Origin of the sequence: Variovorax boronicumulans, from assembly GCF_009811375.1 — a bacterium.
Taxonomy (GTDB): domain Bacteria; phylum Pseudomonadota; class Gammaproteobacteria; order Burkholderiales; family Burkholderiaceae_C; genus Variovorax; species Variovorax boronicumulans.
In genome coordinates this window covers 261,593-286,844 of the sequence record NZ_BKDH01000005.1, presented here as the reverse complement: position 1 = coordinate 286,844, position 25,252 = coordinate 261,593, and the positions used below count along the sequence as shown (strand labels likewise).

The 25,252-nt window shown below is 69.0% G+C and carries 26 protein-coding genes and 1 riboswitch; of the genes, 16 read left to right on the top strand and 10 right to left on the bottom strand.

Annotated elements, in window-relative coordinates; all coding sequences use genetic code 11:
* Positions 1–28 precede the first annotated feature (28 nt).
* The 5 genes from VHAB30_RS28605 (at position 29) to VHAB30_RS28585 (ending at position 5,182) form a co-directional block, all read left to right on the top strand.
* Positions 29–1,024, top strand: a complete 996-nt coding sequence (locus VHAB30_RS28605; protein ID WP_159279428.1) for an ABC transporter ATP-binding protein — start codon at positions 29–31, stop codon at positions 1,022–1,024.
* A gap of 68 nt (positions 1,025–1,092) precedes the next feature.
* Positions 1,093–1,875, top strand: a complete 783-nt coding sequence (locus VHAB30_RS28600) for an ABC transporter permease (protein WP_390904073.1) — start codon at positions 1,093–1,095, stop codon at positions 1,873–1,875.
* 85 nt (positions 1,876–1,960) lie between these two features.
* The gene (locus VHAB30_RS28595) at positions 1,961–3,151 is read left to right on the top strand and encodes a hypothetical protein (RefSeq protein ID WP_235926957.1); all 1,191 of its coding nucleotides are present in this window, start codon (positions 1,961–1,963) and stop codon (positions 3,149–3,151) included.
* Positions 3,148–4,194, top strand: coding sequence for a DNA methyltransferase (locus tag VHAB30_RS28590; protein ID WP_159279427.1), 1,047 nt, complete (start codon positions 3,148–3,150; stop codon positions 4,192–4,194). The genes VHAB30_RS28595 and VHAB30_RS28590 overlap by 4 nt, the downstream gene beginning before the upstream one ends.
* Positions 4,195–4,378: 184 nt before the next feature.
* Positions 4,379–5,182 carry an ABC transporter permease gene (locus VHAB30_RS28585; protein WP_159279426.1) on the top strand — a complete coding sequence of 268 codons (804 nt, stop codon included), beginning with the start codon at positions 4,379–4,381 and terminating at the stop codon, positions 5,180–5,182.
* On the opposite strand, the gene VHAB30_RS28580 is transcribed toward VHAB30_RS28585, so the two are convergent.
* Genes VHAB30_RS28580 through phaP form a run of 7 tightly spaced genes read right to left on the bottom strand, consistent with a single transcriptional unit; the run spans position 5,183 to position 11,028 of the window.
* Positions 5,183–6,811 carry a peptide chain release factor 3 gene (locus VHAB30_RS28580; protein ID WP_159279425.1) on the bottom strand — a complete coding sequence of 543 codons (1,629 nt, stop codon included), beginning with the start codon at positions 6,809–6,811 and terminating at the stop codon, positions 5,183–5,185.
* A gap of 31 nt (positions 6,812–6,842) precedes the next feature.
* Entirely contained in the window at positions 6,843–7,376 is a 534-nt protein-coding gene (locus tag VHAB30_RS28575; RefSeq protein ID WP_159279424.1) for a hypothetical protein, read from the bottom strand.
* 14 nt (positions 7,377–7,390) lie between these two features.
* Complete coding sequence (locus VHAB30_RS28570) at positions 7,391–7,984, bottom strand: GNAT family N-acetyltransferase (protein ID WP_159279423.1); 594 nt, start codon at positions 7,982–7,984, stop codon at positions 7,391–7,393.
* Between the two features lie 26 nt (positions 7,985–8,010).
* The gene (locus tag VHAB30_RS28565) at positions 8,011–9,084 is read right to left on the bottom strand and encodes an alpha/beta fold hydrolase (RefSeq protein ID WP_159279422.1); all 1,074 of its coding nucleotides are present in this window, start codon (positions 9,082–9,084) and stop codon (positions 8,011–8,013) included.
* The gene (locus VHAB30_RS28560) at positions 9,081–9,533 is read right to left on the bottom strand and encodes a hypothetical protein (RefSeq protein ID WP_159279421.1); all 453 of its coding nucleotides are present in this window, start codon (positions 9,531–9,533) and stop codon (positions 9,081–9,083) included. Before VHAB30_RS28560 ends, VHAB30_RS28565 begins: the two co-directional genes overlap by 4 nt.
* 45 nt (positions 9,534–9,578) lie before the next feature.
* A complete protein-coding gene (locus VHAB30_RS28555) occupies positions 9,579–10,508 on the bottom strand; it encodes an alpha/beta fold hydrolase (RefSeq protein WP_062482348.1) in 930 nt (309 codons plus the stop codon).
* A 22-nt stretch (positions 10,509–10,530) separates the two neighbouring features.
* Complete coding sequence (gene phaP / locus VHAB30_RS28550) at positions 10,531–11,028, bottom strand: TIGR01841 family phasin (protein WP_062482351.1); 498 nt, start codon at positions 11,026–11,028, stop codon at positions 10,531–10,533.
* Between the two features lie 251 nt (positions 11,029–11,279).
* Positions 11,280–11,348: riboswitch (S-adenosyl-L-homocysteine riboswitch) on the top strand.
* Between the two features lie 65 nt (positions 11,349–11,413).
* Here phaP and ahcY point away from each other — a divergent pair.
* The 4 genes from ahcY to VHAB30_RS28530 are packed head-to-tail and all read left to right on the top strand — an operon-like array spanning position 11,414 to position 15,219.
* A complete protein-coding gene (ahcY, locus tag VHAB30_RS28545; RefSeq protein WP_070062885.1) occupies positions 11,414–12,853 on the top strand; it encodes an adenosylhomocysteinase in 1,440 nt (479 codons plus the stop codon).
* A gap of 5 nt (positions 12,854–12,858) precedes the next feature.
* On the top strand, positions 12,859–13,692 hold the full coding sequence (locus tag VHAB30_RS28540) for a TlyA family RNA methyltransferase (RefSeq protein ID WP_159279420.1): 834 nt from the start codon (positions 12,859–12,861) through the stop codon (positions 13,690–13,692).
* A gap of 10 nt (positions 13,693–13,702) precedes the next feature.
* Entirely contained in the window at positions 13,703–14,527 is an 825-nt protein-coding gene (metF, locus tag VHAB30_RS28535) for a methylenetetrahydrofolate reductase [NAD(P)H] (protein ID WP_062482359.1), read from the top strand.
* A gap of 53 nt (positions 14,528–14,580) precedes the next feature.
* Complete coding sequence (locus VHAB30_RS28530) at positions 14,581–15,219, top strand: septal ring lytic transglycosylase RlpA family protein (protein WP_095746890.1); 639 nt, start codon at positions 14,581–14,583, stop codon at positions 15,217–15,219.
* 10 nt (positions 15,220–15,229) lie between these two features.
* On the opposite strand, the gene VHAB30_RS28525 is transcribed toward VHAB30_RS28530, so the two are convergent.
* Positions 15,230–16,189, bottom strand: a complete 960-nt coding sequence (locus VHAB30_RS28525; RefSeq protein ID WP_062482365.1) for a 23S rRNA (adenine(2030)-N(6))-methyltransferase RlmJ — start codon at positions 16,187–16,189, stop codon at positions 15,230–15,232.
* Between the two features lie 162 nt (positions 16,190–16,351).
* On the opposite strand from VHAB30_RS28525, the gene VHAB30_RS28520 reads away from it, so the two are divergent.
* The 6 genes from VHAB30_RS28520 (at position 16,352) to mdtD (ending at position 21,336) form a co-directional block, all read left to right on the top strand.
* Entirely contained in the window at positions 16,352–16,960 is a 609-nt protein-coding gene (locus VHAB30_RS28520) for a hypothetical protein (RefSeq protein WP_159279419.1), read from the top strand.
* A complete protein-coding gene (locus VHAB30_RS28515) occupies positions 16,957–18,207 on the top strand; it encodes a S1C family serine protease (protein ID WP_159279418.1) in 1,251 nt (416 codons plus the stop codon). Before VHAB30_RS28520 ends, VHAB30_RS28515 begins: the two co-directional genes overlap by 4 nt.
* A 205-nt stretch (positions 18,208–18,412) precedes the next feature.
* Positions 18,413–18,844 carry a 50S ribosomal protein L13 gene (gene rplM, locus VHAB30_RS28510; protein WP_062479213.1) on the top strand — a complete coding sequence of 144 codons (432 nt, stop codon included), beginning with the start codon at positions 18,413–18,415 and terminating at the stop codon, positions 18,842–18,844.
* Between the two features lie 12 nt (positions 18,845–18,856).
* Positions 18,857–19,249, top strand: coding sequence for a 30S ribosomal protein S9 (gene rpsI / locus VHAB30_RS28505; RefSeq protein ID WP_062479216.1), 393 nt, complete (start codon positions 18,857–18,859; stop codon positions 19,247–19,249).
* Positions 19,250–19,446: 197 nt separating this feature from the next.
* Positions 19,447–19,812 carry an iron-sulfur cluster insertion protein ErpA gene (erpA, locus tag VHAB30_RS28500; RefSeq protein WP_056577477.1) on the top strand — a complete coding sequence of 122 codons (366 nt, stop codon included), beginning with the start codon at positions 19,447–19,449 and terminating at the stop codon, positions 19,810–19,812.
* A gap of 90 nt (positions 19,813–19,902) precedes the next feature.
* Positions 19,903–21,336, top strand: coding sequence for a multidrug transporter subunit MdtD (gene mdtD / locus VHAB30_RS28495; protein ID WP_159279417.1), 1,434 nt, complete (start codon positions 19,903–19,905; stop codon positions 21,334–21,336).
* A 6-nt stretch (positions 21,337–21,342) separates the two neighbouring features.
* Here the strand turns inward: mdtD and VHAB30_RS28490 are convergent, their stop codons facing one another.
* Entirely contained in the window at positions 21,343–22,491 is a 1,149-nt protein-coding gene (locus tag VHAB30_RS28490) for an anhydro-N-acetylmuramic acid kinase (RefSeq protein WP_159279416.1), read from the bottom strand.
* 17 nt (positions 22,492–22,508) lie between these two features.
* Positions 22,509–23,855, bottom strand: coding sequence for a M23 family metallopeptidase (locus VHAB30_RS28485; protein WP_159279415.1), 1,347 nt, complete (start codon positions 23,853–23,855; stop codon positions 22,509–22,511).
* A 161-nt stretch (positions 23,856–24,016) separates the two neighbouring features.
* Here VHAB30_RS28485 and tyrS point away from each other — a divergent pair, with 161 nt between their 5' ends.
* Positions 24,017–25,249 (top strand): tyrosine--tRNA ligase, encoded by a 1,233-nt coding sequence (gene tyrS / locus VHAB30_RS28480; protein ID WP_159279414.1) that lies wholly within the window; start codon positions 24,017–24,019, stop codon positions 25,247–25,249.
* Positions 25,250–25,252: the final 3 nt, after the last annotated feature.

Below are 25,252 nucleotides of genomic sequence, written 5' to 3'. Positions count from 1 at the left end.
CTTTCGGGCCGGCGCGGCACCGTCCACCATGCCTCACATCCTCGTCGACCACCTGCGCAAGACCTACCGCGTGTCCGAGCGCGACCCCGGTCTGCGCGGGGCGCTGCGCGGCCTGCTGCAGCGCCGCCACCGCACGGTGGAGGCGCTGTCGGGCGTGTCGTTCGCGCTGGAGCGCGGCGAGCTGCTGGGCTTCATCGGGCCCAACGGCGCGGGCAAGTCGACCACCATCAAGATCCTCTCGGGCATCCTGCGGCCCGACGGCGGGGGCGTGGAAGTCGACGGCCGCGACCCCTTTGCCGACCGCGAACGGCACGTGGCGCGCATCGGCGTGGTCTTCGGCCAGCGCACGCAGCTGTGGTGGGACCTGCCCGTGGGCGACGGCTTCGACCTGCTGCGTGACATCTACCGCGTCGACCCGCAGCGCTACCGCCGCACACGCGACGAGCTGGTCGCGCTGCTGCACCTGGAGCGCGTGCTCGACCAGCCGGTGCGCCAGCTGTCGCTGGGCCAGCGCATGCGTGCGGAGATCGCGGCGGCGCTGCTGCACGAGCCCGACATCCTGTTCCTCGACGAGCCGACCATCGGCCTCGACGCGCCTTCGAAGCTCGCCGTGCGCGACTTCGTGCGCCGCGCCAATCGCGAGCGTGGCACCACCGTGCTGCTGACCACGCACGACATGCACGACATCGAGGCCCTGGCCCAGCGCGTGATCGTCATCGGCCACGGCCGCGTGCTGGCCGACAGCCCGGTCGAGGCGCTGCGCGCGCAGGTGATGGCCGAGCGCCGGCTGGTGGTCGACTTTGCACAGGACGCCACGCTGCCCGCGCAGGTCGACGGCGCCACCGTGCATTCGCGCGACGGCCAGACGCTCGTGCTCGACTTCGATCCCAAGCAGACCCCCGCGCCCGCGCTCATCGCGCGCATTGCCGGCGCGCACGCCGTGGAAGACATCCGCCTCGAAGGCCTCGCGATCGAAGCCGTGATCGCGCGCTTCTACGCCATGCACGGAGCGGCCGAGGCGTGAGGCCGGCCCTGGGCCCGCGCGACCTCGCCCGGCCGTATGTCGCGGCGTTCGTCTCGCGCTTCCTGCAGATGCTGCAGTACCGCACGGCGGCGCTCGCGGGCTTTGCCACGCAGTGCTGGTGGGGCGGCATCAAGGTGATGGTGTTCGCCGCGTTCTACAGCGGCAGCGCCATCGCGGGCGCTGCCTCGTCGATGTCGCTGGCCCAGGCCATCACCTACACCTGGCTCGCGCAGGGCCTGCTGGTGCTCATGCCCTGGCTCGGCGACCCCGAAGTGGCGCAGGCCGCGCGCACCGGTGCCGTCGCCTACGACCGGCTGCGCCCGGTGGACGCCTACGCGCTGTGGTTCGCGCGCACGGCCGGCTGGATCGCGGCGCGCCTGCTGCCGCGCGTGGCACTGATGGCGGCCTTCGCCGCGGTCGCATTGCCGCTGGTGGGGCTGGGCGACTGGGCCTGGCAATTGCCCGCCAACGCGATGGCCGGCGCGGCGTTCCTGCTGTCGGTGCTGCTGGGCCTGTTGCTTTCGACCGCGATGGTGATGCTGCTCAACGTGGCGACCACGGCGGCGCTCAACGAGCGCGGCATCCAGGCGGTGGCGACGCCCGTGGTCATCGTGTTCTCGGGCAACCTGCTGCCGCTGGCGCTGCTGCCCGACGCCTGGCAGACCGCGCTGCTGGTGCAGCCGCTGGCGGGGCTGTTCGACATTCCGGCGCGGCTCTACTTCGGACAACTGAGCGGCGCGCATGCGCTGGGCGCGCTGGGGCTGCAGTGCTTCTGGATCGTCGCGCTGGTCGCGTTCGGGCGGATGGCGATGGGGCGCACGATGCGCAGTCTGCAGGTGCAGGGTGGCTAGAGTGACGGGCGCGCTCAGGGAGCCACTCCCGCCCTCGGAGGCAGCACTGTCGTATGGTGGCGGGTGCGACAACCCCGCCCCTGCCATGCGCCCCGTCATTCCCGTTGAAGCCGATGCGCCGACGCCCCTCGCCGTGCGGGCCGTGACCTGCGCGATCGACCAGATCGCCGTGGCCGATCTGCCGCGCAGCGCCAGCTCCCCACTCTTCGAACGCCTTCGCCGCTCCGTGCGCGGGGTGACCCTTCGCACGCCGCCTTCGAACGAGGCCGCGCGCTGGCACACGCACACGATCGGCGGCGTCGCCCGGCGCCTTGCGCAGCCCCTCACGTTCACGCCGTACGCCTCCGTGAAGCCTTGTTCGGCACGTTGCGGCTTCTGCTCGGAAAACCTGCGCAAGACCGACGGCGGAACCTCGGCGTCCCGGCTGCGTCCGGCGCCCGACTACTTCGACGGCCTGTCCCGCGCGCTGCGCGCCTTGCGCGGCGTGCCGCTGTCGTGGTCGCTCTCGGGCCTGGAAACGAGCGACGACGCCGACTGGATGCTTCGGCTGCTGCACACGCTGGCCGCGGGCGAAAGCGAAGGCCCGGTGGTCGAGGACCGTGTGCTCTACACCAACGGCGCAGGCTTTGCCGGGCCGCAGGGCGAGGTGCTGCGGCGCGCGCTGCAACGCTTCGGAATGAGCTGGCTGGAGCTGTCCCGCCACCACCACGACGGCGCGGTCAACCAGGCCATCATGCGGTTCCGGCCCGAGGTGGCCATCGGCGATGCCGCCGTGTTCGAACGCACCGCGCGCCAGCTCGCCGATGCAGTGGCGCTGCGGCTCGTGTGCATCCTCCAGCGCGGCGGTGTCGCGCAGCCGACCGACGTGGCCGCGTACCTCGGCTGGGCACGGCAATGCGGCGCCGGGACCGTCGTCTTCCGGGAGTTCTCGCGGCTCGACGACGGCTATCGCGACAACGCCACCGCGCGCTATCTGCGCACGCAGCGGGTCTCGATGGACGCGCTGCTGACGGCCTGCCTCGACGACCCCGACATCTCGCGCGGGTGGACCCTCGAAAGCCTCACCGAGGGCTACTACTTCTGGAACCTGCGCCTGCGCACCGACAGCGGCCTGACGGTCGTCTTCGAAAGTGCCGACTACGGCGCCATGCACGCGCGCCACGCGACCGGCGATGTCTACAAGCTCGTCTACTTTGCCGACGGACAGCTGTGCGCCGGCTGGGAGCCGGGGCACGACGTGCTGCTCGACACGCGCACCGCGAAGGCCTGTCCATGAGCAGTCACAGCTGGCTGATGCTCGACCATGAATCGCCGCGCTACCGGCTGCCGGACGACCTGCGCGCGCGGGACCCGATGGGCGGGCGCGATTGCGGATGGCTCGAGCAGATGCTGCCCTTCGTGCGCCGGTTCTCGCAACCGGGCGACACGGTGTTCGATCCGTTCGCCGGTTTCGGCACGACGCTGCTCGCGGCACGCCTCGAGCAGCGCCAGGCCCTGGGCTGCGAAGTCGATGCAGGCCGCATCGACCTCATCCGCGAGCGGCTGGCACGCCACGGCCTCGCCCACGGCACGACGCTCCTGCACGCCTCGTGCGATGCGCTCGAAGACGCCGCGCTCCCGCCCTTCGACCTGTGCCTGACGAACGTCCCCTACTTCGGTTGCCGCTGGACCGGTGCGCAGGCAACCTCCCAGCTCTACGACAGCCCGAGCTACGCGCAGCACCTCGATGGCCTGCGCAACGTCTTCCACCGCGTCCGCGCCGGATTGCGCGAGGGCGGCGCCTGCATCGCGATGGCGGAGAACCTCCGGATCGGCCATCGCGTGCTGCCGCTGGCCTTCGATCTCGCGCGCATCCTGGGTTCGCTCTTCACGATGGAGGAGGAGCGCGTGCTGGTCTATCCGCACGATGCGGCAGACAGCGACAGCGACACCGATGCCCGCACCGACCGGCGCCACGAACACGCGCTGGTCTTTCGCAAGCAGCGCGAGCGCATCGACCTGGCAGCCACTGCCGCGCTGCACGATGCCATGCGCGCCGCAGGACACGTCTTCACGCTGTTCGGCAGCTTTGCACGCTGGCAGCAGGACCCACAGGGCACGCCGCCCGCAGACGCAGACATCCACGTCGACGCCGACCCGCAGCGCCTGGACGCCCTGCTGGGATGGTTGCGTGCGCACGGCTTCTCGGTGACGAGCTGGGGCGACCCGGTCACCGGGCCCCTTCACCTCGACAGCTACCGCGGCCGCTTCTATTTCCGCGCCGACCGCATCGATGCCCGCGGCGCATTGATCCGGCTCGACATCTGCTACGAGCAATGAGTGGCATGACGCAATCCGCACAGCGGTGGACCGACCGGCACCACGACCGCGCTCGGTGTGCGCAGGACACTGGGTGCTTCCCGCAGCGAAATCAAGGAGGAGGGCGAAGCCCGGGGGACATTCGCGGAGGGAAGTACCCGGTGGCCTGTGCACGCGCCCTGAACAGCGGTGGGGGCCATTGAGGATGGGCGCCCTCCCTCTCTTCTTCCGCCTCATGGCCGCCTCCATCAGCGGCCAGGCCAGGTACCCTGCGTCCGCGTTGCTGCTGACCCTCGGCCAGTTCCTGGGCACAGGCATCGAGGTCGTCGCCGTCTGGGCGCTGTTCCATCGCTTCGGCGAGGTACAGGGCTGGGGCATCGGCGAAGTCGCGTTGTTCTACGGCCTCGTGAACTGCATGTTCGCCCTCGCCGACGCACTGGGCCGCGGCTTCGACGTGCTGGGCACCGAGTTCCTGCGCACCGGCACCTTCGACCGGTTGCTGCTGCGCCCGCGCCCGCTCGCGTTGCAGCTCATGGGCCACGACGTGCGCATCAGCCGCCTCGGCCGTCTGCTGCAGGGCCTGCTCGTGCTGGCCTTTGCGACCGTGCAGGCCGACATCGCATGGACCCCCAGCGCCGTGGCAATCGCCATGTTCGCCCTGGCCGGTGGCATCGCGCTGTTCCTCGGCATCCTCGTGCTGCAGGGCACGCTGTCGTTCTGGACCGTCGAGAGCCTGGAGATCGCCAACGTGCTCACCTACGGCGGCGTGCAGGCGGCGCAGTACCCGCTGGCGCTCTATGCGCAGTGGTTCCGCCGCGTGCTGACCTTCATCGTGCCGCTGGCCTGCGTGGCGTACTACCCGGTGCTGGCGATCTTGGGCAAGCCCGATCCGCTGGGCGCGCCGGTCTGGGTGGGGTGGGTGTCGCCGCTCGCGGGCTTCGTGTTCCTCGCGGCGGCGTTCGGTGCGTGGCGCCTCGGGCTGCGCCACTACACCTCGTCGGGCAGCTGATCAGCCGGCGCTCTGCAGCGCCAAGCCCGCGTGCTCGCGCAGCGGATGGAAGTGGATCTTCGGAAAGCGCTCCTGCGCCAGCCGCACGTCGTACGGCGAGGTGCACAAAAAGGCCAGCGTGTCGGCCGCGTCCTTGGCCATGCGCACCGGGTAGGCGTGGACGAACTCGCGCAGCTCGGCCGGGGTGTCGGCCGTGATCCAGCGCGCGCCCGTGTACTGGCAGCCTTCGAGCCGCACGTCGGCGTCGTACTCGGCCTTCAGGCGGTGCTGCACCACTTCGAACTGCAGCTGGCCGACCGCGCCCAGCAGCATCGGGCCGCCGACCTCGGGGCGGAACACCTGGATCGCGCCTTCCTCGCCGAGCTGGGCCAGGCCCTGCTGCAGCTGCTTGGTGCGCAGCGGGTTCTTCAGGATCACGGTCATGAACAGCTCGGGTGCGAAGAAGGGCAGCCCGGTGAACTGCAGGTTCGCGCCGTCGGTGATGGTGTCGCCCAGCTGCACGCCGCCGTGCGTGGTGAAGCCCACGATGTCGCCCGCGTAGGCCTCTTCCACCGCCTCGCGGCGCTGGCTCATGAAGGTCACGACGCTGGTGGGGCGCAGCTCCTTCGCGGTGCGCTGCACCTTCAGCTTCATGCCCGGCGTGTACTTGCCCGAGGCCATGCGCACGAAGGCGATGCGGTCGCGGTGGTTGGCGTCCATGTTGGCCTGCACCTTGAAGACCACGCCCGCGAAGTCCTTGTCCTCGGGCTGGATCTCTTTCACCACCGGCTGGCGGTTGACCAGCGTGGTGCTGGTGCGCGACTGCGGCGAGGGCGCCAGGTCGACCAGCGCGTCGAGCACTTCCATCACGCCGAAGTTGTTCACGCCGGAGCCGAAGAACACCGGCGTCTGCTTGCCCGCCAGGAAGGCCTCGCGGTCCCAGGTGGGCGAGGCGCCGGTGGCCAGTTCCATGCTTTCCATGGCGTGCTCGAAGTCGGCGCCGAAGCGCTTCGTCAGCGTGTCGCGCTCGCTCAGCGGAATGGTCTCGAAGTCGTGCGGCAGCCGCTCGCTGCCCGACTCGAACACCGTCATCGCCTGCGTGCGCAGGTTCATGATGCCGCGGAAGCTCTTGCCCTGACCCACGGGCCAGGTCATGGGCACGCAGGGCATGCCGAGCTCGCGCTCCACCTCGTCCAGGATGTCCAACGGCTCGCGCACTTCGCGGTCCATCTTGTTGACGAAGGTGATGATGGGCGTGTCGCGCTGGCGGCAGACCTCGATCAGCCGGCGCGTCTGCGCTTCCACGCCGTTGGCCGCGTCGATCACCATCAGCGCCGAGTCGACGGCGGTGAGCACGCGGTAGGTGTCTTCCGAGAAGTCCTTGTGGCCGGGCGTGTCGAGCAGGTTGATGACGTGCTCGCGGTACACCATCTGCATCACCGACGAGGCCACCGAGATGCCGCGCTGCTTCTCGATTTCCATCCAGTCGGAGGTGGCGTGGCGCGAGGCCTTGCGGGCCTTCACCGAGCCGGCGATCTGGATCGCGCCCGAGAACAGCAGCAGTTTTTCGGTCAGCGTGGTCTTGCCGGCGTCAGGGTGGGAAATGATCGCGAAGGTGCGACGGCGGCGGGTTTCGGCGAGAAAAGACAAGGTGGGCAATCTGCAGGGGAATCCCCCGATTTTAGGAGGCCGTGCCGGAACGGGACGGCGCGCCCGGGCCGACCGGCGGATTCGAGCTGGTTTCCTTGCTTTGTCCGGCGAAGCGGATGCCGTTGAAGGTGTGGGTGCAGCAAGGGCAGGTCGGTGTCATGTGTTCGGGACCCAGTGCGGGATTCACCACGCGCAACTTGCCTTCGGCGTCGACAAACAACCCGCTGTAGTAGCTGGAGTCGCCAATCCTGACGACGTCCTTTTTTTCGTCTTCGCGCAGGGCTACCAGCCAGAAGATCGGTTCGGGACGGTCGAGCCGCGCCACGGCTTCGCTGTGGACTTGGTCCCAGTCGGCACCGACCTTGGACAAGAGAAACCGGCACAGGGGCGTGTAGTCGAGTCCGCGCAAGTGCTTTCCGTGCATGGCGCGTCGCGTCTCTTCGGAACGTTCGTTGTTTTTCGTGTTCCGCTCATGCCGGTAGTCGCCGCCGAAATCGTGATGTACGTTTCGGGCCTTGGTGTTGACCTTGCGATAGAGCGGCTTCTTCGACGCGTGCGAGTTCATCCCCGCTTTATGCCCTAAAACGCCTCCGTCACCCCGTACGCCCGCATCTGCGCCTCGACCTGCGCCGCGTCCTGGCTCAGCACCACGAGGTCGTGCGCCTTGCCCTCGCGGTCCTTCACGTGGCGCGTGAGCAGGGCCTCGGGCCGGAAGCCCAGGGCCTGGAAGACGGCGATGGCGCCGCGCTGGTCGACGGTCATCTGGGCGACGATCTTTTCCTGCCCGTGGGCGAAGGCCAGCGCGCAGCCCTCCTGCGCCAGCTGCTGGCCCAGGCCGCCGCCGCGCAGCGCGGGCGACACCAGCACGCGCAGCTCGGCCACGTGGCCCGACCACGAATGCGGGTCGCGGATGACGGCGGCGCAGCCCAGCACGGCGCCGTCGCGCACGGCGAGCACGCTGTCGATGTCGCCGCGCTCGATGGCGCGGACCCAGGCGCCCATCACCTTGGGCTCGGTGATGTCGCGCGGCAGAAAGAGCAGGTCGTGCGCGGGCAGCGCCTGCGCGAAGGCCAGCACGGCGGGGGCGTCGGCGCCGGTCATCAGGCGCAGGGCGATGTCGCCGTCCGCGTGGGGAACGGTGCGCGGGTAGGTGCGGGAAGAAGATGCGGTCATGGGAAGGTGTTCGATGGTTGTCTTCGTCAGGTGGAGCGCACGCCCAGCCACTCGTCGAGCTTGGGCCACAGCCGCCGCACGGCGTTGGTGCCGGCCGCCAGGCTCACGTGGCCGCCCTTGAGCACCACCTCTTCCTTGTCGGTGGAGCCGATGCCGGCGATCAGCGGCTGCCCCGCCTCGTAGGGCACGATGTGGTCGTGCTGCGCCAGCGCATGCAGCACAGGCACGGTGATGTTCTTCAGCAGCACGGGGCGCCCGCCGAGCACCAGCTCGCCCTTGTGCAGCTTGTTGTCCCACATGAGCTCCTTCACGGTCTGGCGGAAGTACTCGCCGGCCAGCGGCAGCATCTCGGCGCCCCAGCGGTCGAACATGCGGTACGACTTGACGAACTCGTCGTTGGCCATGTTGTCCCACAGCTGCACCAGCCCGGCGCCGCGCCCGGCGGGGCGCAGCATGTCGAAGGAGGCGAACAGCATCTCGGGCGGTACGTTGCCCACGGTGTCGATGAGGCGGTCGACGTCGAAGTAGCGCCGGTCGGACCACGCATGAAAGAGCTTCATGCGGCTGAAGTCGATCGGTGTGGTGAAGAGCGCGAGGTTCTTCATCGGCCCGCCGGGGTGCAGCGCCGCGTACAGCGTGGAGAGCACGCCGCCCATGCAGTAGCCGGCGATGGTCACGTCTTCCTCGCCCGAGTTTTCCTGCACGCGGCGGATCGAGTCGGGAATGAAGTCGAGCACGTAGTCCTCGATGCGCAGGCGCTTCTCGTCGGGGCGCGGCGCGTTCCAGTCCATCACGTAGACGTCGTAGCCCTTGAGCAGCAGGTACTCGACCATGCTCTGGCCCGGCGCGAGGTCGAAGATGTAGGCGCGGTTGGTGGTGGCCATCACCATGAGCACCGGCACGCGGTAGATCTCGTCGACCATCGGGCGGTAGTGGTACAGGCTCAGCGTGCCGCGCCGGTGGATCTCGTCCTTGGGCGTGAGGCCGACGGCCGGCGCGGTCGAGGTCAGGAAGTCCAGCCCCTTGATGTTGCGCTGGATCGTGCGCTCGATCTCGCCGCGGATGTCGGGCAGATGGAAGGTGTCGGGCGGCGCGCTCATGGGCGGCGCTTTCCGGTGGGGCGTTTCCTGGGGGCGGCGGCCTTGGCGGCCGGTGCAGGCGCTGCCGCCGCCGTGGGCGGCTGCTTGGTGCGGCGTGGTCGGGGCGGCGCTGCAGCCGTATCGGCGGTCCGCGCCGTTCGTGTGGCTGGTCCGCCCCCGCCTTCCAGCGCGCGGCGGATGCCCGCCAGGTGGTCGTCGATGCGGTGCAGCTGCTCGCCCAGCGCCTGCAGGTCGGCGCGCGTGGGCAGGTTCAGCAGCGTGAGGTAGCGCGCCATCAGGTCGCCCACCGCCTTCTGCGCGGTGAGCGAGGCGTTCATGCCGCCGTGCATGCCCTGGCGGAACGGGTCCGAGGCCATGGCTTCGTTGGCGAATTCGTTGGTGCTTTTTTCCCACTGGGCCGTGAGCTCGCGCCACAGGGCCATGGGATCGAGGGACGGAAACTGGCTCATGAAAAACACCTCCGTCTGGGTTTGTTGTTGTGTCTGCTTTTTTCTTCAGTGATCGTCGCGCCGCGCCGCCCGTGCGGTGTGCGCGGCGATGGCCTCGATGATCTGCGGCCACATCGCGATCGGCAGCGCATGGCCCATGCGCGGAATGCGCAGCAGCGTCGCACCGGGAATGGCCTCGGCCACGTCGATGCCGCAGGCCACGGGCACCAGCGGATCGACATCGCCGTGGATCACCAGCGTCGGCACCTGCACCGCGCGCAGCGCCGGCTTGCGGTTGCCCGACGCGAACACGGCCGCCAGCTGCCGCGCCACGCCGCCCGGGTTGAGGCCGCGCAGGAAGGCCAGTTGCGCGCGCTCGGCGTCGCGCGCCTCGTCGAGCGGAAAGGCGTCGGGCCCGCGCAGCACGCGCCACAGCTTGGCGTGGTGCGGCAGGTAGGCCTCGAAGCGGGTCGGCGCGGGCGCGAACAGCACCGCCAGCGCCTCGGGCGTGGGCGGCGGCAGGGCCGGGTCGCCGGTGCTCGACATGATGCTGGTGAGCGAGCGCATCCGCCCCGGGTGATGGATGGCCATCTCCTGCCCGATGGCGCCGCCCATCGACGCCCCCACGACGTGGGCGCGCGCGATGCCCAGCGCGTCGAGCAGGCCGGCGCAGTCGTCGGCCATGTCGCGCAGCGTGTAGGGCACCTGCAGCGGCCGCCCGGCCATGGCCTGCAGCATCAGCGCCTGGATGTCGGGCACGCCGGCGTGCGGCAGGTGGGTGGAGTGGCCGATGTCGCGGTTGTCGAAGCGGATCACGTGGTGGCCGCCGGCCTGCGCCAGGGCGGCGCAGAACGCGTCGTCCCACGCGACCATCTGGGCGCCGAGGCCCATGACCAGCAACAGCGGCGGCGCCTCGGGGTCGCCGAAGCTGTCCCAGGCCAGTTCGATGCCGTTGGCGCGGGTGCGCCGTTCGGTGCGGGGCGCGACGGCGGTCATGCGGGCCTTTCTTTTCTTCTTGTTACTTGCGCTGCAGCAGCTTCGTGACCTCGTCCACGTTGGCCTGGATGCGCTGGCGCACCACGTCGAAGGCGTCGGCCTGCGACTTGGCGGCCAGGGTGGCCAGTTCCTTGATGTCGTCGACGGCGCGCTGGAACGACTGGCGGCCCAGCTCGTCGAGCTTGGCGAGGTTTTCCTTCGGGTCCTTGCCCGGCATCGCCTTGGCGGCGGTCTGCCATTCGGCGATGGCCGTCTTGATCATCTCGGTCTGTCGCTGCACCACGGTCTGCAGGCCCTGGTAGGACTTCTCGTTGGCCTGCATCAGCGCCTGCAGGTCCTTGCGGCCGCTGTCGAGCAGCTTGCCGGCGCCGCCGGTCAGGTTCAGGTTCTGCAGGCGCTCGGCCATGCCCTTGAGGTTCTTCATCGGATCGAGCATGTCCGCGGCGGACGGCGCCGCCTGCTTCGCGCCGGCGCTGCTGGCGGTGGTTTTTTTCGCGGCGGCTTTCTTGGCAGTGGCCATGGTGCGGAATCTCCTGTGTCGGGTGATGAAAACAATCGAACGGGTGGATGCAGGCAGCGGCCGGGCGGCCGGGGCCCGCCGCCACGATACGCCGGGCCGGCGCGGCTCAGGGCGCTCCAAGCGCGGATTTGCCTGCGGAGTTTCCCGGGGTGGCCCGCGCCGCACGGCCCGGCCTGGCGGGCGCCCGCGCTTTCCGTGATGTGGGATGCCCCGGTCGATTGGCGGGCCGGGCGGCCGCGACTACAATCCGGCGCTCCGAGGAGCGTTGCAGCGCCGTCAGGCGTGAGGCTCGGACCACATCGCAACCACGCTCACCCGCTGTTCTCGCGGTGAGTTTTTCTTCCCCGTACGCAGTGGCATCTTTCAAACCAGTTTTGGAGTTCTCATGAGCGCTGTACTCAAGCCCACCCCCGTCTCGACCGCCGACCAGGCGATTGCCGACCTGTCCCTTGCCGCCTGGGGCCGCAAGGAAATCAAGATCGCCGAAACCGAGATGCCCGGCCTCATGGCCATCCGTGAAGAGTTCTCGAAGGGCCAGGCCCTGAAGGGCGCGCGCATCACGGGCTCGCTGCACATGACCATCCAGACGGCCGTGCTCATCGAGACGCTGCAAGCCCTGGGCGCCGAAGTGCGCTGGGCCTCGTGCAACATCTTCTCGACGCAGGACCACGCCGCCGCCGCCATCGCCGCCGCCGGCACGCCGGTGTTCGCCATCAAGGGCGAGTCGCTGAAGGACTACTGGGACTACACCCACGCCATCTTCGACTTCGGTCCCAAGGGCTCGAAGGGCGAAGGCCCGAACATGATCCTGGACGACGGCGGCGACGCCACGCTGCTCATGCACCTGGGCCAGCGCGCTGAAAAAGACCTGGGCGTGCTCGCCAACCCGACCAGCGAAGAGGAACGCATTCTGTACGCCGCCATCAAGGCCAAGCTGGCCGTGGACGACACCTGGTACACCCGCAAGTCGGCCGAGATCATCGGCGTGACCGAAGAGACCACCACCGGCGTGCACCGCCTGAACGAGATGAGCGCCAAGGGCACGCTGCTGTTCCGCGCCATCAACGTGAACGACTCGGTCACCAAGAGCAAGTTCGACAACCTGTACGGCTGCCGCGAATCGCTGGTGGACGGCATCAAGCGCGCCACCGACGTGATGATCGCCGGCAAGGTGGCCTGCGTGGCCGGCTACGGCGACGTGGGCAAGGGCTCGGCCCAGGCGCTGCGTGCACTGTCGGCGCAGGTGTGGGTCACCGAAATCGACCCCATCAACGCCCTGCAGGCCGCCATGGAAGGCTACAAGGTCGTGACCATGGAGTACGCCGCCGACAAGGCCGACATCTTCGTGACCACCACCGGCAACCGCGACGTGATCCGCCACGAGCACATGGCCGCCATGAAGGACCAGGCCATCGTCTGCAACATCGGCCACTTCGACAACGAGATCGACGTCGCGTCGATCGAGAAGTACGAGTGGGAAGAGATCAAGCCGCAGGTCGACCACATCACCTTCCCGGACGGCAAGAAGATCATCCTGCTGGCCAAGGGCCGCCTGGTGAACCTGGGCTGCGGCACGGGCCACCCGAGCTTCGTGATGTCGTCGTCGTTCGCCAACCAGACCATCGCCCAGATCGAGCTGTTCACCAAGCCCGACGCGTACCAGGCCGGCAAGGTCTACGTGCTGCCCAAGCACCTGGACGAGAAGGTCGCGCGCCTGCACCTGAAGAAGGTCGGCGCCATGCTCACCGAGCTGACCGACTCGCAAGCCGCCTACATCGGCGTGGACAAGAACGGCCCTTACAAGCCGGACACCTACCGCTATTGATCCGCGTGCGCGCCGATCAACTGTTGGTAGAGCGCGGCCTGGCCGCGTCGCGTTCGCAAGCGGTCCGGCTCATCGCCGGTGGCATGCGCTGGCGTGACGCGGGCACGGGCGACGCGTGGCGCAACGTCGCCAAGAACAAGGACGAAGTGCCCGAGTCGGCCGAGCTCGAGCTCGCCGACGCCGCCGAGGCACGCTACGTGTCGCGTGGCGGCCTCAAGCTCGAAGGTGCGCTGAAGACCAGCGGCGTGGACCCGACCGGCAAGCTCTGCCTGGACGTCGGCCAGTCGACCGGTGGCTTCACCGACTGCCTGCTGCAGCACGGCGCCGCCAAGGTGGTGGGCGTCGACGTCGGTCACGGGCAGCTGCATGCGCGCATGCGCGAGGACGAGCGCGTGGTCGCCATCGAAGGCGTCAATGCGCGGGCGCTGTCGCCGGCCGACCTGCAGGTGGACGAGGGCGAGGACGACGAGGTTGGCGAGGCGCTCGAAGTCGTCGAAGCCCCGCCTGAGCCGCGCTTCGATCTCATCGTCGGCGACCTGTCCTTCATCTCGCTCACGCTGGTGCTGCCGGCCGTGGTGCAGTTCCTGGCCGACGACGGCCAGTTGCTGATGCTGGTCAAGCCGCAGTTCGAGCTGCAGCCCGGCCAGGTCGGCAAGGGCGGCATCGTGCGCGACGAGGCGATGTACGCTGTGGTCGAGAAGCGCCTGCACGACGCCTGCGCGGCGCTCGAGCTGAAGGTGCTGCGCTGGTTCGACAGCCCGATCGCCGGGGGCGACGGCAACCGCGAGTTTTTCATTCACGCCGTTCGTGCTGCTGCCAAGGCGGGCGACGGTTCCTAAGGAGACGCAGGTGCGCCTTCCGCTGAGTTTCGAATTCTTCCCGACCAAGACGCCCGAAGGCGCGGTCAAGCTGCGCGCCGTGCGCCAGCAGCTGTATGCGCGCAAGCCGCAGTTCTGCTCCGTCACCTACGGCGCGGGCGGCTCCACGCACCAGGGCACCTTCGGTGCGGTGCAGGAGATCCTGGCCGAGGGCGTGGACGCCGCGAGCCACTTCTCGTGCATCGGCGCCACGCGCGCGACCGTGCGCGAGCAGCTGGCCGAGCTGAAGGCCATGGGCGTGAAGCGCCTCGTGGCGCTGCGCGGCGACCTGCCCAGCGGCTACGGCATCGGCGGCGAGTTCCAGTACGCGAGCGACCTGGTCGCCTTCATCCGCGAGGAGACCGGCCGCGACTTCCACATCGAGGTGGCCTGCTACCCCGAAGTGCATCCGCAGGCGCGCTCGCCCGAAGCCGACCTGCAGGCCTTCGCGACCAAGATGAAGGCCGGGGCCGATTCGGCCATCACGCAGTATTTCTTCAGCCCCGAGGCCTACTTTCGCTTCGTCGACGACGCGCGCAAGCTGGGGCTCGACACGCCGATCGTGCCGGGCATCATGCCCATCACGAGCTCGACGCAGCTCATGCGTTTCTCGGACGCCTGCGGCGCCGAGATCCCGCGCTGGATCCGCCTGCGGCTGCAGGGCTTCGGCGACGACACGGCCTCCATCAAGGCCTTCGGCCTGGACGTGGTGACCGACCTGTGCGCGCGCCTGCAAGCGGGCGGCGCACCCGCGATCCACTTCTACACGATGAACCAGTCGGCGGCCACGCTGGCGATTCTGGAGCGCCTGGATTGAGAGGGCTGCGCGCGGTCGCCGTCGCGGTCTCCTGCGTGCTCGCAGGGTGCACCATGCCGCCTGCCACGCAGGAGAAAGACGCGGACACCGCCGCCGCGCCGGCGGCGTCCGGCAAGCGGCTGCAGCCGCTGGGACGCGGCCTGGCCGTGCCGCCCGGTGCCGCGCCGCGCTCGGCCGTGCCGTCGGTGCGCTACGACCTCGCGGTGTCGGGCACCGGCGAATCGCTGGACGACGGCGTGCCCGGCGATGAGCCGCGCGAGATCTTCGAGCGTGGTGGCGCGTCGTGGTACGGCATCCAGTTCCACCAGCGCAAGACCGCCAACGGCGAGCGCTTCGACATGGGCGCCATGACAGCGGCCCACAAGACGCTGCCCTTCAACACGCGCGTGTGCGTGCGCAGCCTGGTCAACGGCAGCGAGGTGCTGGTGCGCGTCAACGACCGCGGGCCCTTCACGCCGGGCCGCATCATCGACCTGAGCCGCGCCGCGGCCGACCGCATCGGTCTCACGAGCATGGGCATCAAGCAGGTGGCGCTGTCGGTCATCGACCGCGAAGGCATGCGCTGCGGCGGCCAGGCCGTGGCGGCGGAAGATCTGCAGCCCGCGCTGTTGCCGGAGGCGCCGACGTCGCGCGTTCGCGCGCCGGCCCCTGCGCGCAAGCGGGTGATCGTGCCGCCGCGCAAGCGCCGCTGAGCGGCCGGCCTCAGCCGCCGCTCTCGAGCGAGTAGGCGGCGTTGCGGTCCTGGGCCAGGCGCTCGGCCAGCTGGGGCAGTGCCTCGGCCAGTTGCGCCTTCAGCGTGTAGGGCGGGTTGATCAGGAACATCCCGCTGGCCGGCAGGCCCGGGCGCTGCGTTTCGCCCGAGGCGGCGTCCTTCGTGATCTTGCTCGACTTGACCGTCAGCGTGGCGTGCAGCCACGGCTTGCCGGCCTTGGTCGCCATCGTCTTCAGGCGGCGCGGCAGGTCGTGCGCCTCGGGGCGCGGAATGATCGGATACCAGACGGCATACGTGCCGGTGGCGAAGCGCTTGAGCGCCTCGGCCGCGAAGTCGAGCACGCGGCCGTAGTCGGTCTTCATTTCGTAGCTCGGGTCCATCAGCACCAGCGCGCGGCGCGAGGGCGGCGGCAGGAACTTGGTGGCGCTGCCGAAGCCGTCGTCGCGCAGCACGGCGATGCGGCGGCCGGCCTCGAGCTGGGCGATGTTGGCGTCCAGCGTGCGGGCGTCGGTCGGGTGCAGCTCGAACAGCTTGAGCTTGTCGTGGTCGCGCAGCAGGTGCTGCACGATGAACGGCGAGCCGGGGTAGACGCGCGCGCCGCCCTTGGGGTTGAAGTCGTGGATCACGCTCAGGTAGCGGGCGATGGCTTCGGCGACCGGCTTGTCTTCGGCGGGGGCTGCGGGCTTCTTGCCCGCCGACTTGGCGGCCGGGGCGGGCGTGGCGGGGGCTTTTTCCGGTTCGGCGAAGAAGCGCAGCACGCCGTCGGCCGCCTCGCCGCTGGTGCCGGCGTAGTCGCCGTCGAGCCGGTACAGGCCGGCGCCGGCGTGGGTGTCGACGACGGTCAGCGCGGCGTCTTTTTCAAGCAGGTGATCGAGGGTGGCAATCAGGACCGTGTGCTTGAGCACGTCGGCGTGGTTGCCGGCATGGAACGCGTGGCGGTAACTGAACATGGAATGAGGCCTGAAAAAGTGGAAAGGGGAGCGCTAGACTCGCGCGGCGCTACATTGATTTACAAAACACAACGAGGGGCAGCAATGCGAGGAGCCGGATGGCGATTTTGGGGCCTGTGCGTCGGCGCGGGTGTTTTGTCTATTTTGACGGGCTGCGCCTCCGTGACCCATGGCACCACGCAGAACGTGAAGGTCGAGACCCTGTCGCCCGAGGGCAAGGTGGTCGACGGCGCCCGCTGCCGGGTCTCGAACGACCGCAATGATGCGGTGGTGCGCTCCGGCCTGACCCTGCCGGTGCGGCGCTCGGGCGAGAACCTGAACATCGAATGCACCCAGTCCGGCCTGCCGCCGGCCCGCGGCCAGGCGATTTCGCGCGTCAACGTGGGCCTGGTCGGCAACGTGATGATCGGCGGCCTGGTCGGCGTGGCGATCGACACCGGCACCGGGGCGGGCTTCAACTACCCGAGCTGGATCCGGCTGATCTTCGGCGAGGTGCGCAGCTTCGACCGCAGCGCGCAGACCGGCGACGAGGCGACCGTCGGCATGAAGATCGGCACGACCGAGATGGCGGCCGCGCCGGCGCCGAAGACGGCTGCGGCGCCTGTGCCTGCGCCCGCGCCGGCCGTGGTGGCGTCTCCGCCTCCTCCTTCTCCTCCCGTGGCGGTCGCACCGGCCGCTCCAGTGCGTCCCGCGCCAGCCGCGCCGCCCGCCGCGCCCGACGCCCGCGTCTCGATGGACGACCTGCGCGGCCTGCTGCCTGCCAAGCCGTGAAGCCGGTCTGGACGAACCCCGCGCCGTGGCTGTGTGCCGCAGGCGCCTTGCTGGCCGCCGGCCAGGCCGCCGCGCTGGAGCCCGATGCCCTGTTCGCCAAGCTGACGGGCAGCGTCTGGGCCGTGCGCACCTTCGATGCGCAGGAGCGCCCGCTGCGCGCCGGCAGCGCCGTGGTGATCGCGCCCGGTCGCCTCGTCACCAACTGCCACGTGCTCGCCAAGGCCAGCAATTTCGTGGTCAAGCGCGACAACGTCACCTACGGCGCCACGCTCGAATACCCGGACCCAGGGCGTGACCTGTGCCAGATCAAGGTCGCCAACTTCACGGCGCCGCCGGTGGCGCTGGCGCCTGCTGGCACCGCGCGGGTGGGGCAGCGCGTGTACGCCATCGGCAACCCGCGCGGGTTGGAAAACACGCTCAGCGAAGGCCTGCTGTCGGGCCTGCGCGGCGGCGACGGCGAGGCGCGGCTGCTGCAGACCACGGCGGCGATTGCGCCCGGATCGAGCGGCGGCGGGCTGTTCGACAGCGACGGCCGCCTGCTGGGCATCACCACCTTCGCCGCCCGCGACGGCGGCAACCTGAATTTCGCGATGCCGGCCGAGTTCCTGGCGGAACTGCCGGCCCGCGCCCAGGCGCAGCTGGCGGCTCGGGCGCGTGAGCCCGAAGGCGGCGCCCGGCGCAGCACCGGCGTGGCGCTGGCGGAGCCGCTGCGCGCCGGCGACGCGCTCGAGTACGTGCGGACCGACCGGCTGACGGGCAACCGCACGCCGGTGATCTATCGGGTGGACCGGGTCAACGGCGACGAGGTGTCGTTCAACGCGGGCAGCCGGATCGAAAAGACGAACGGGCAGGTGGTGACCCTCACTTCGTCGGTTGGCGGTCTGTTCGACAGCGCATCGCCGCCGGGCGGCTGGGCGCCGAAGGACGACGTCCAGCCGGGCATGCGCTGGCACCTCGACTATGTGGCGACCACCGAGGACCGGCTGCGGCATGAACTCAACGCCTCGGTGGGCGCTGAACACACGGCACGCGTGGACGGCGTGGAGCTCAATGTGGTGCGCATCGCTTATGACGGCTGGATCTACGTCTCCTATGGCACCGGCGCTGCGCCCGTTGGCACGCCCTTCAAGGCGGCCGTTCTTTACAGCCCCGAGCTGAGGCGGATCGTTAACTTCGAGGCCATGTACCGACGCGGCTATGCCGCGGTGACCAGCGAGACCCTGGAACTCGTCCGCATCCAGCGCTGAGGCCCCCGGAAGCCCGGAAATTGGCCGTTTGGCCATTTCTTCATATAATCGCGGGCTTCGCAGCGTTTTTGTAGCCCCGCGGCGAAGGCATGCCAGCTGCCCTTTCATTGGGCGGAAGGCGTGAAAACCCACCTAAGAGATTCCCATCAGAGGAACGCCGACCGTGGAAAAGGGCTCGCCAAACCCTCTTTCAAGAGAAAAACTCATGACCAAAACGTTCAGCGCCAAGCCCGCTGACGTGACGCACGAGTGGTTTGTGATTGACGCGACCGACAAGGTCCTCGGACGAGTAGCCAGCGAAGTTGCTCTCCGTTTGCGCGGCAAACACAAGGCCATTTACACGCCTCACGTCGATACCGGTGACTACATCGTCATCATCAACGCCGCGCAACTGCGCGTCACCGGCGCCAAGTCGATCGACAAGGTGTACTACCGTCACTCGGGCTACCCGGGCGGTATCACGGCGACGAACTTCCGCGACATGCAGAACAAGCACCCGGGCCGCGCCCTGGAAAAGGCTGTCAAGGGCATGCTGCCCAAGGGCCCGCTTGGTTACGCGATGATCAAGAAACTCAAGGTGTACGGTGGTGCTGAGCACCCGCATACCGCCCAACAGCCCAAAGTGCTGGAACTGTAAGGAGCCTTGAGAATGATTGGTGAATGGAACAATGGCACCGGCCGTCGCAAATCCAGCGTCGCCCGCGTGTTTCTGAAAAAAGGCACCGGCAAGATCACGGTCAACGGCAAGGACATCCAAGCGTTCTTCGGCCGTGAAACCTCGATCATGATCGCCAAGCAGCCCCTGGCGCTGACCAACAACCTCGAAGCTTTCGACGTGATGGTCAACGTGAACGGCGGCGGCGAATCGGGTCAAGCCGGCGCTACGCGCCACGGCATCACCCGTGCCCTGATCGACTACGACGCTTCGCTGAAGCCCGTCCTGAGCCAAGCCGGCTTCGTGACGCGTGACGCACGTGAAGTCGAGCGTAAGAAGGTCGGTCTGCACTCCGCCCGTCGCCGCAAGCAGTTCAGCAAGCGCTGATCCCCTGCTCGTTGCGAGACAAGAAGCCGCCCTCGGGCGGCTTTTTCGTGGCCGCGTCCCCCAGGTGCCCCTGGTGGATGCGGCGCCCGACCCCACTTGCGATGGGTGCTCGCCGCATGCGGCCTGCCGAAATTGCGGCATTGCAGTAGCATCCATCCCATTGGCCGCCCAAGCGGCCCCCCAAGGAGTTTCACCCCATGAGCGCTGTTGCCGAAAACATCCAGACCCAGATGCCCGAGCCGATCGTCTTCACCGACAGCGCGGCCGCCAAGGTCGCCGACCTGATCGCCGAAGAGGGCAATCCCGACCTGAAGCTGCGCGTGTTCGTGCAGGGTGGCGGGTGCTCGGGCTTCCAGTACGGTTTCACCTTCGACGAGATCACCAACGAAGACGACACCACCATGACCAAGAACGGCGTGTCGCTGCTGATCGACGCCATGAGCTACCAGTACCTGCTCGGCGCCGAGATCGACTACAAGGAAGACCTGCAGGGCGCCCAGTTCGTCATCAAGAACCCGAACGCCACCAGCACCTGCGGCTGCGGTTCCAGCTTCTCGGCCTGATGCCTGGATGCTGCTGACCAGCCCCCTCGAAAAAGCCGCCTCCGGGCGGCTTTTTGCTGCCCGTCGTTTTCCTGAGTCCACGCTTTCCCGATGAGCCCCGACACCGCCGTCCCCGTCGATCCCGCCCGCAAGAGCCTGCTGTGGCTCGTGGCCGTGGGCTTCTTCATGCAGACGCTGGACGCCACCATCATCAACACGGCGCTGCCCGCGATGGCCGCCAGCCTGGGCGAGAGCCCGCTGCGCATGCAGTCGGTGGTGGTGGCCTACGCGCTCACGATGGCGATGCTGATCCCGGCCTCGGGCTGGATCGCCGACCGCTTCGGCACGCGGCGCGTCTTCTTCTGCGCCATCGTGCTGTTCGCCGCCGGCTCGGTGCTGTGCGCGCTCTCGCAGGGGCTGGGGCAGCTCGTGGCGGCGCGGGTGGTGCAGGGCCTGGGCGGGGCGCTGCTGCTGCCTGTGGGGCGCCTGGCGCTGCTGCGCACGGTGCCGCGCGGCGAGTTCCTGCAGGCGATGAGCTTCGTGGCCATTCCGGGGCTCATCGGGCCGCTGCTGGGGCCCACGCTGGGCGGCTGGCTGGTGCAGTACGCCTCCTGGCACTGGATCTTCCTCATCAACGTGCCGGTGGGGCTGGCCGGCTGCATCGCCACGCTGCGCTACATGCCGGACCTGCGCGGCGCCCTCCAGAAGCGCTTCGACGGCGTGGGCTACGCGCTGCTGGCCTTCGGCATGGTGGCGATCTCGCTGGCGGTCGACGGCGTGTCGGGGCTCGGGCTGCGCCAGGGCGGGGTGATGGCGGTGCTGATCTTCGGCTTTGCCGCCGTGGTCGCCTACTGGCTGCGCGCGGCGCGCACGCCCGAGCCGCTGTTCTCGCCCGCGCTGTTCGGCATCCCGACGCTGAGCATCGGCCTGCTGGGCAACCTGTTCTCGCGCCTGGGCAGCAGCTGCATGCCCTTCCTGGTGCCGCTGCTGCTGCAGGTGTCGATGGGCTATTCGCCGGTGCGCGCCGGGCTGATGATGCTGCCGGTGGCGCTGGCCGGCATGGCCATGAAGCGCTTTGCCACGCCGCTGATCACGCGCCACGGCTACCGCCGCGTGCTGGTCGCCAACACGGTGCTGGTCGGCTGCACCATGGCCAGCTTCGGCCTCACGGCGCCGGGACAGCCGGTGGCGCAGCACCTGCTGCAGCTGTTGGTGTTCGGCGCGGTCAATTCGCTGCAGTTCACGGCCATGAACACCATCACCCTGAAGGACCTCGACGGCGGCATGGCCAGCAGCGGCAACAGCCTGCTGTCGATGGTGCAGATGCTGGCGATGAGCCTGGGCGTGGCCGCAGCCGGCGCGGTGCTGGCGGGCTACAACGGCGTCTTTGGCACGGCCACGGCGGTGCAGACGCTCGATGCGTTCCAGGCCACGTTCGCGACCATGGGGCTCATCACGGTGGCTTCTGCGCTGATCTTCTGGCATTTGCCCGCGGAAGTGCGGGCGGCGCAGCCTGCGCAGCCGGAAGTCTCCGGCCAGGGCTGACGCAGATCAGGCGGGGTAGATCGCGCCGAGCACCCGCGCCCCGCGCGCGCCGGTCACGCTCGCGAGGTTGCCGGGTTCGCGCCGGACGGTGCGCCGGGCCAGCCACGCGAAGGCGGCGGCTTCGACCTGCTGGGGCGGCAGGCCGTGTTCCGACGACGCCTGCACCTGCACGCCAGGCAGCAGGGCGCGCAGGCGGGCCATGAGGTGGTCGTTGAGCGCGCCGCCGCCGCAGACGATCAGCAAGGCGCTCTCTTTTTGATAGCTTCGCAGCGCTGCCGCGCAGGTGCTGGCGGTCAGTTCGGCCAGCGTGGCCTGTACGTCGACAGGCGCCCAGGCGCCCGTGCCCAGGTGGCCTGCCAGCCAGTCCGGATGGAATAAATCGCGCCCCGTGCTCTTCGGCGGCGCTTTGGCGAAGTACGGCTCGGCCTGTAGCCGGGCGAGCAGCTCGGGCAGCACGCGCCCGCTGGCCGCCCACTGGCCGCCTTGGTCGAAGGGCTGGCCGAGGTGGCGCTGGCACCAATGGTCCATCAGTGCGTTGGCGGGGCCGCAATCGAAGCCCAGCAGGGGCGCGGTGCCCGCCGGCGTGTTCGTGGCGGGCAGCAGGCTCAGGTTGGAGATGCCGCCGAGGTTGAGCACGGCGACGGGGGCATCGGGCCGGGCGAACAGGGCCTGGTGAAAGGCCGGCACCAGAGGTGCGCCCTGGCCGCCGGCTGCGAGGTCGCGGCTGCGGAAGTCGGCGACCACGTCGATGCCGCTCAGTTCGGCCAGCAGCGAGGGGTTGTTGACCTGCAGCGTGTAGCCCGTGCCGTCGAACTCGAGCGGCCGGTGGCGCACGGTCTGGCCGTGGGCGCCGATGGCGGTGACGTTTGTCGGGGCAGTGTCGGTATCGGCCAGCAGCTGCGCGACCACGTCGGCATACGCCCGCGCCAGGCCGTTGCCGGCCAGGGCCGCGCGGTGCAGTTCGTTGTCGCCGGGGGTATTGAGCGCCAGCAGCTCGGCGCGCAGCGGGGCGGGAAAGTCGGCGCTGGCGTGGCCGATCACCGCGAGGTGGCCGTCGTCGGAAAAATCGGCGATGACGCCGTCGACCCCGTCGAGCGAGGTGCCCGACATCAGGCCGATGAAGCGTTGCTGCGGCGGCTGCGGTGCGGCGGCCATGCCCAGGGACGCGAGGCTCAGTCGGCGCTGGCCTGGATCACCGAGAAGGCGGCGGCCAGCTCGGTGCGGGCGCCCACGGCGATGCGTTCGAAGGCCGGGCGCAGGGCGGCGGTGATCGGGGCGCCGCCTTCTTGCGCGATCGTGGTCGGGTCCTGGTAGGCCCCGCCGACGCGGTATTCGAAGTGCAGGTGCGGGCCCGTGGCCCAGCCGGTCGAGCCGACGGCGCCGATGGTCTGGCCCTGGCTCACGCTCTCGCCGGCCTTCACGTTGATGCGGCTCAGGTGGGCGTAGGCCGTCTGCTGGTTGTTGCGGTGGTTGATGATGACGATGTTGCCATAGCCGCTTTGCGTGCCGGCGAAATCGACCGTGCCGTCACCGACCGTGCGCACCGCGGTGCCCGTGGGCGCCGCGTAGTCGATGCCGTTGTGCTGGCGCCAGCTGTTCAAAATCGGGTGCATGCGCATCGCGAAACCGCTGGACACGCGCGAGAACTCGACCGGCGAGGCCAGGTAGGCCTTGCGCAGGCTGTCGCCGTTCGGACGGTAGTAGCTGCCCTTCTGGCCCGCGCCCGGAGGCTGGAACCAGACGGCCTGGTGGACCTTGCCGTTGTTCTCGAACTCGGCTGAGAGCACGCGGCCGCTGCGCAGCGCCTGGCCGTCGGCTTCGAAGGTCTCGTAGACCACGGCGAAGCGGTCGCCCTTGCGCAGCGAGCGCACGTCGACGTCGCCCGCGAAGATGTCGGCCAGCTGGCTCGCCACGGCGTCGGGAATGCGCGAGTCGTCGGTGGCGGCGAACAGCGAGCTGCGGATGGTGCCGCTGGCCAGGCGCGTGCCCGGCGTCAGCATGTCGCGCTCGGTGCGAGCCACGAAGCCGGTGGGCGTGCGCTCGACGACGAAACGCTTGAAGCCGCCGTCGGCGTCGGGAATCCAGCGGGCGCTGAGTTTTTGCAGCTGGTTTTCCTGCGTGGCTTCGGCCGTCACGGTGCGGCCCACGCGCGCGAACAGCGCCATGCGCGCTTCGGCGTTGCCGCGCACGAAGGCGGTGGCGGCGGGGTCGGAAATGCCCAGGCGCTTCATCAGCGTGTCGGCCGTGTCGCTCGAACGCGAGACGTCGGTGCGGAACAGCGTGAAGCTGAAGTTCTCGAGCGACGCCGACTGGTCGGCGAACGACACCGGCGCGGTGGCTTCGAGCACTTGCTGGATGGGGAGGTCGGACGCGTCGGGACCGAGCGAGGCGACCGCGAGGGTGCCGGCGCTGAGCAGCATCGCAGCGATCGCTGCGGTGATCTGCTTGGGGTACGTCCGGAATGTGTAGGCCACGCGGGAAGCGAGAAGCTCCTCGGCGGCGAGAATGCCGTTGATCAAACTGTGGATTCCAACTCAGGTTCTGCAGGTCCGTGCTGCAAGGCCCAGTGCGTTCAGGGCGGCAGGAGACGGTGCGGAAAAAAAGCGCCGCTTAGAATCCGGCGCTTGAAAAGTCGGGCTGAGTATAGCTTCGGCCACCGGAAAAACCGCCAAAAAAGCCCATGAACGCCGAATCTGTTACATCCACCAGCCTCTCCGATGGTGTAAGACAAGCCCTCGAAATCTCCCTCCGCGGCGCTGACGAACTGCTGCCGCAGGACGAGTGGGTCAAGAAGCTCCAGAAGGCGGAAACCAGCGGCAAACCGCTGCGCATCAAGCTGGGCCTGGACCCGACCGCACCGGATATTCATATCGGACACACGGTGGTGCTCAACAAGATGCGCCAGCTCCAGGACCTGGGGCACCGCGTGATCTTCCTGATCGGCGACTTCACTTCCCTGATCGGCGACCCCTCCGGCCGCAACAGCACCCGCCCGCCGCTCACGGCCGAACAGATCCGCGCCAACGCCGAGACCTACTTCGCCCAGGCCAAGCTGGTGCTGGACGAGTCCAAGACCGAGATTCGCTACAACTCCGAGTGGAGCGACCCGCTGGGCGCGCGCGGCATGATCCAGCTGGCGGCCAAGTACACGGTGGCGCGCATGATGGAGCGCGACGACTTCAACAAGCGCTTCAAGGCCGGCCAGTCGATCTCGGTGCACGAGTTCCTGTACCCGCTGATGCAGGGCTACGACTCGGTGGCGCTGCAGAGCGACCTCGAACTGGGCGGCACGGACCAGAAGTTCAACCTGCTCGTCGGCCGTCACCTCCAGCAGGAATACGGCCAGGAGCCGCAGTGCATACTTACTATGCCGCTGCTCGAAGGGCTCGACGGCGTCGAGAAGATGTCCAAGAGCAAGGGCAACTACATCGGCATCAGCGAGGACGCCAACAGCATGTTCGCCAAGGTGCTGTCGATCTCCGACACGCTGATGTGGCGCTGGTACACGCTGCTGAGCTTCCAGTCGGTGGCGCAGATCGAGGCGCTGAAGGCCGAGATCGCCGGTGGCCGCAACCCGAAGGACGCCAAGGTCGCGCTGGCCAAGGAAATCACCGCGCGCTTCCACAGCGCGGCGGCGGCCGATGCGGCGGAGCAGGACTTCATCAACCGCAGCAAGGGCGGCGTGCCCGACGAGATTCCCGAGGTGGCGCTCGGCGGCGCCCCGCTGGGCATCGGCCAGCTGCTCAAGCAGGCCAACCTGGCGTCTTCGTCGGGCGAGGGCAACCGCCTGATCGACGGCGGCGGCGTGCGCATCGACTCGGTCGTGGTGTCCGACAAGGGCCTGAAACTGCCCGCGGGCAGTTATGTGGTGCAGGTCGGCAAGCGCAAGTTCGCGCGGGTGACCCTGAGCTGATCG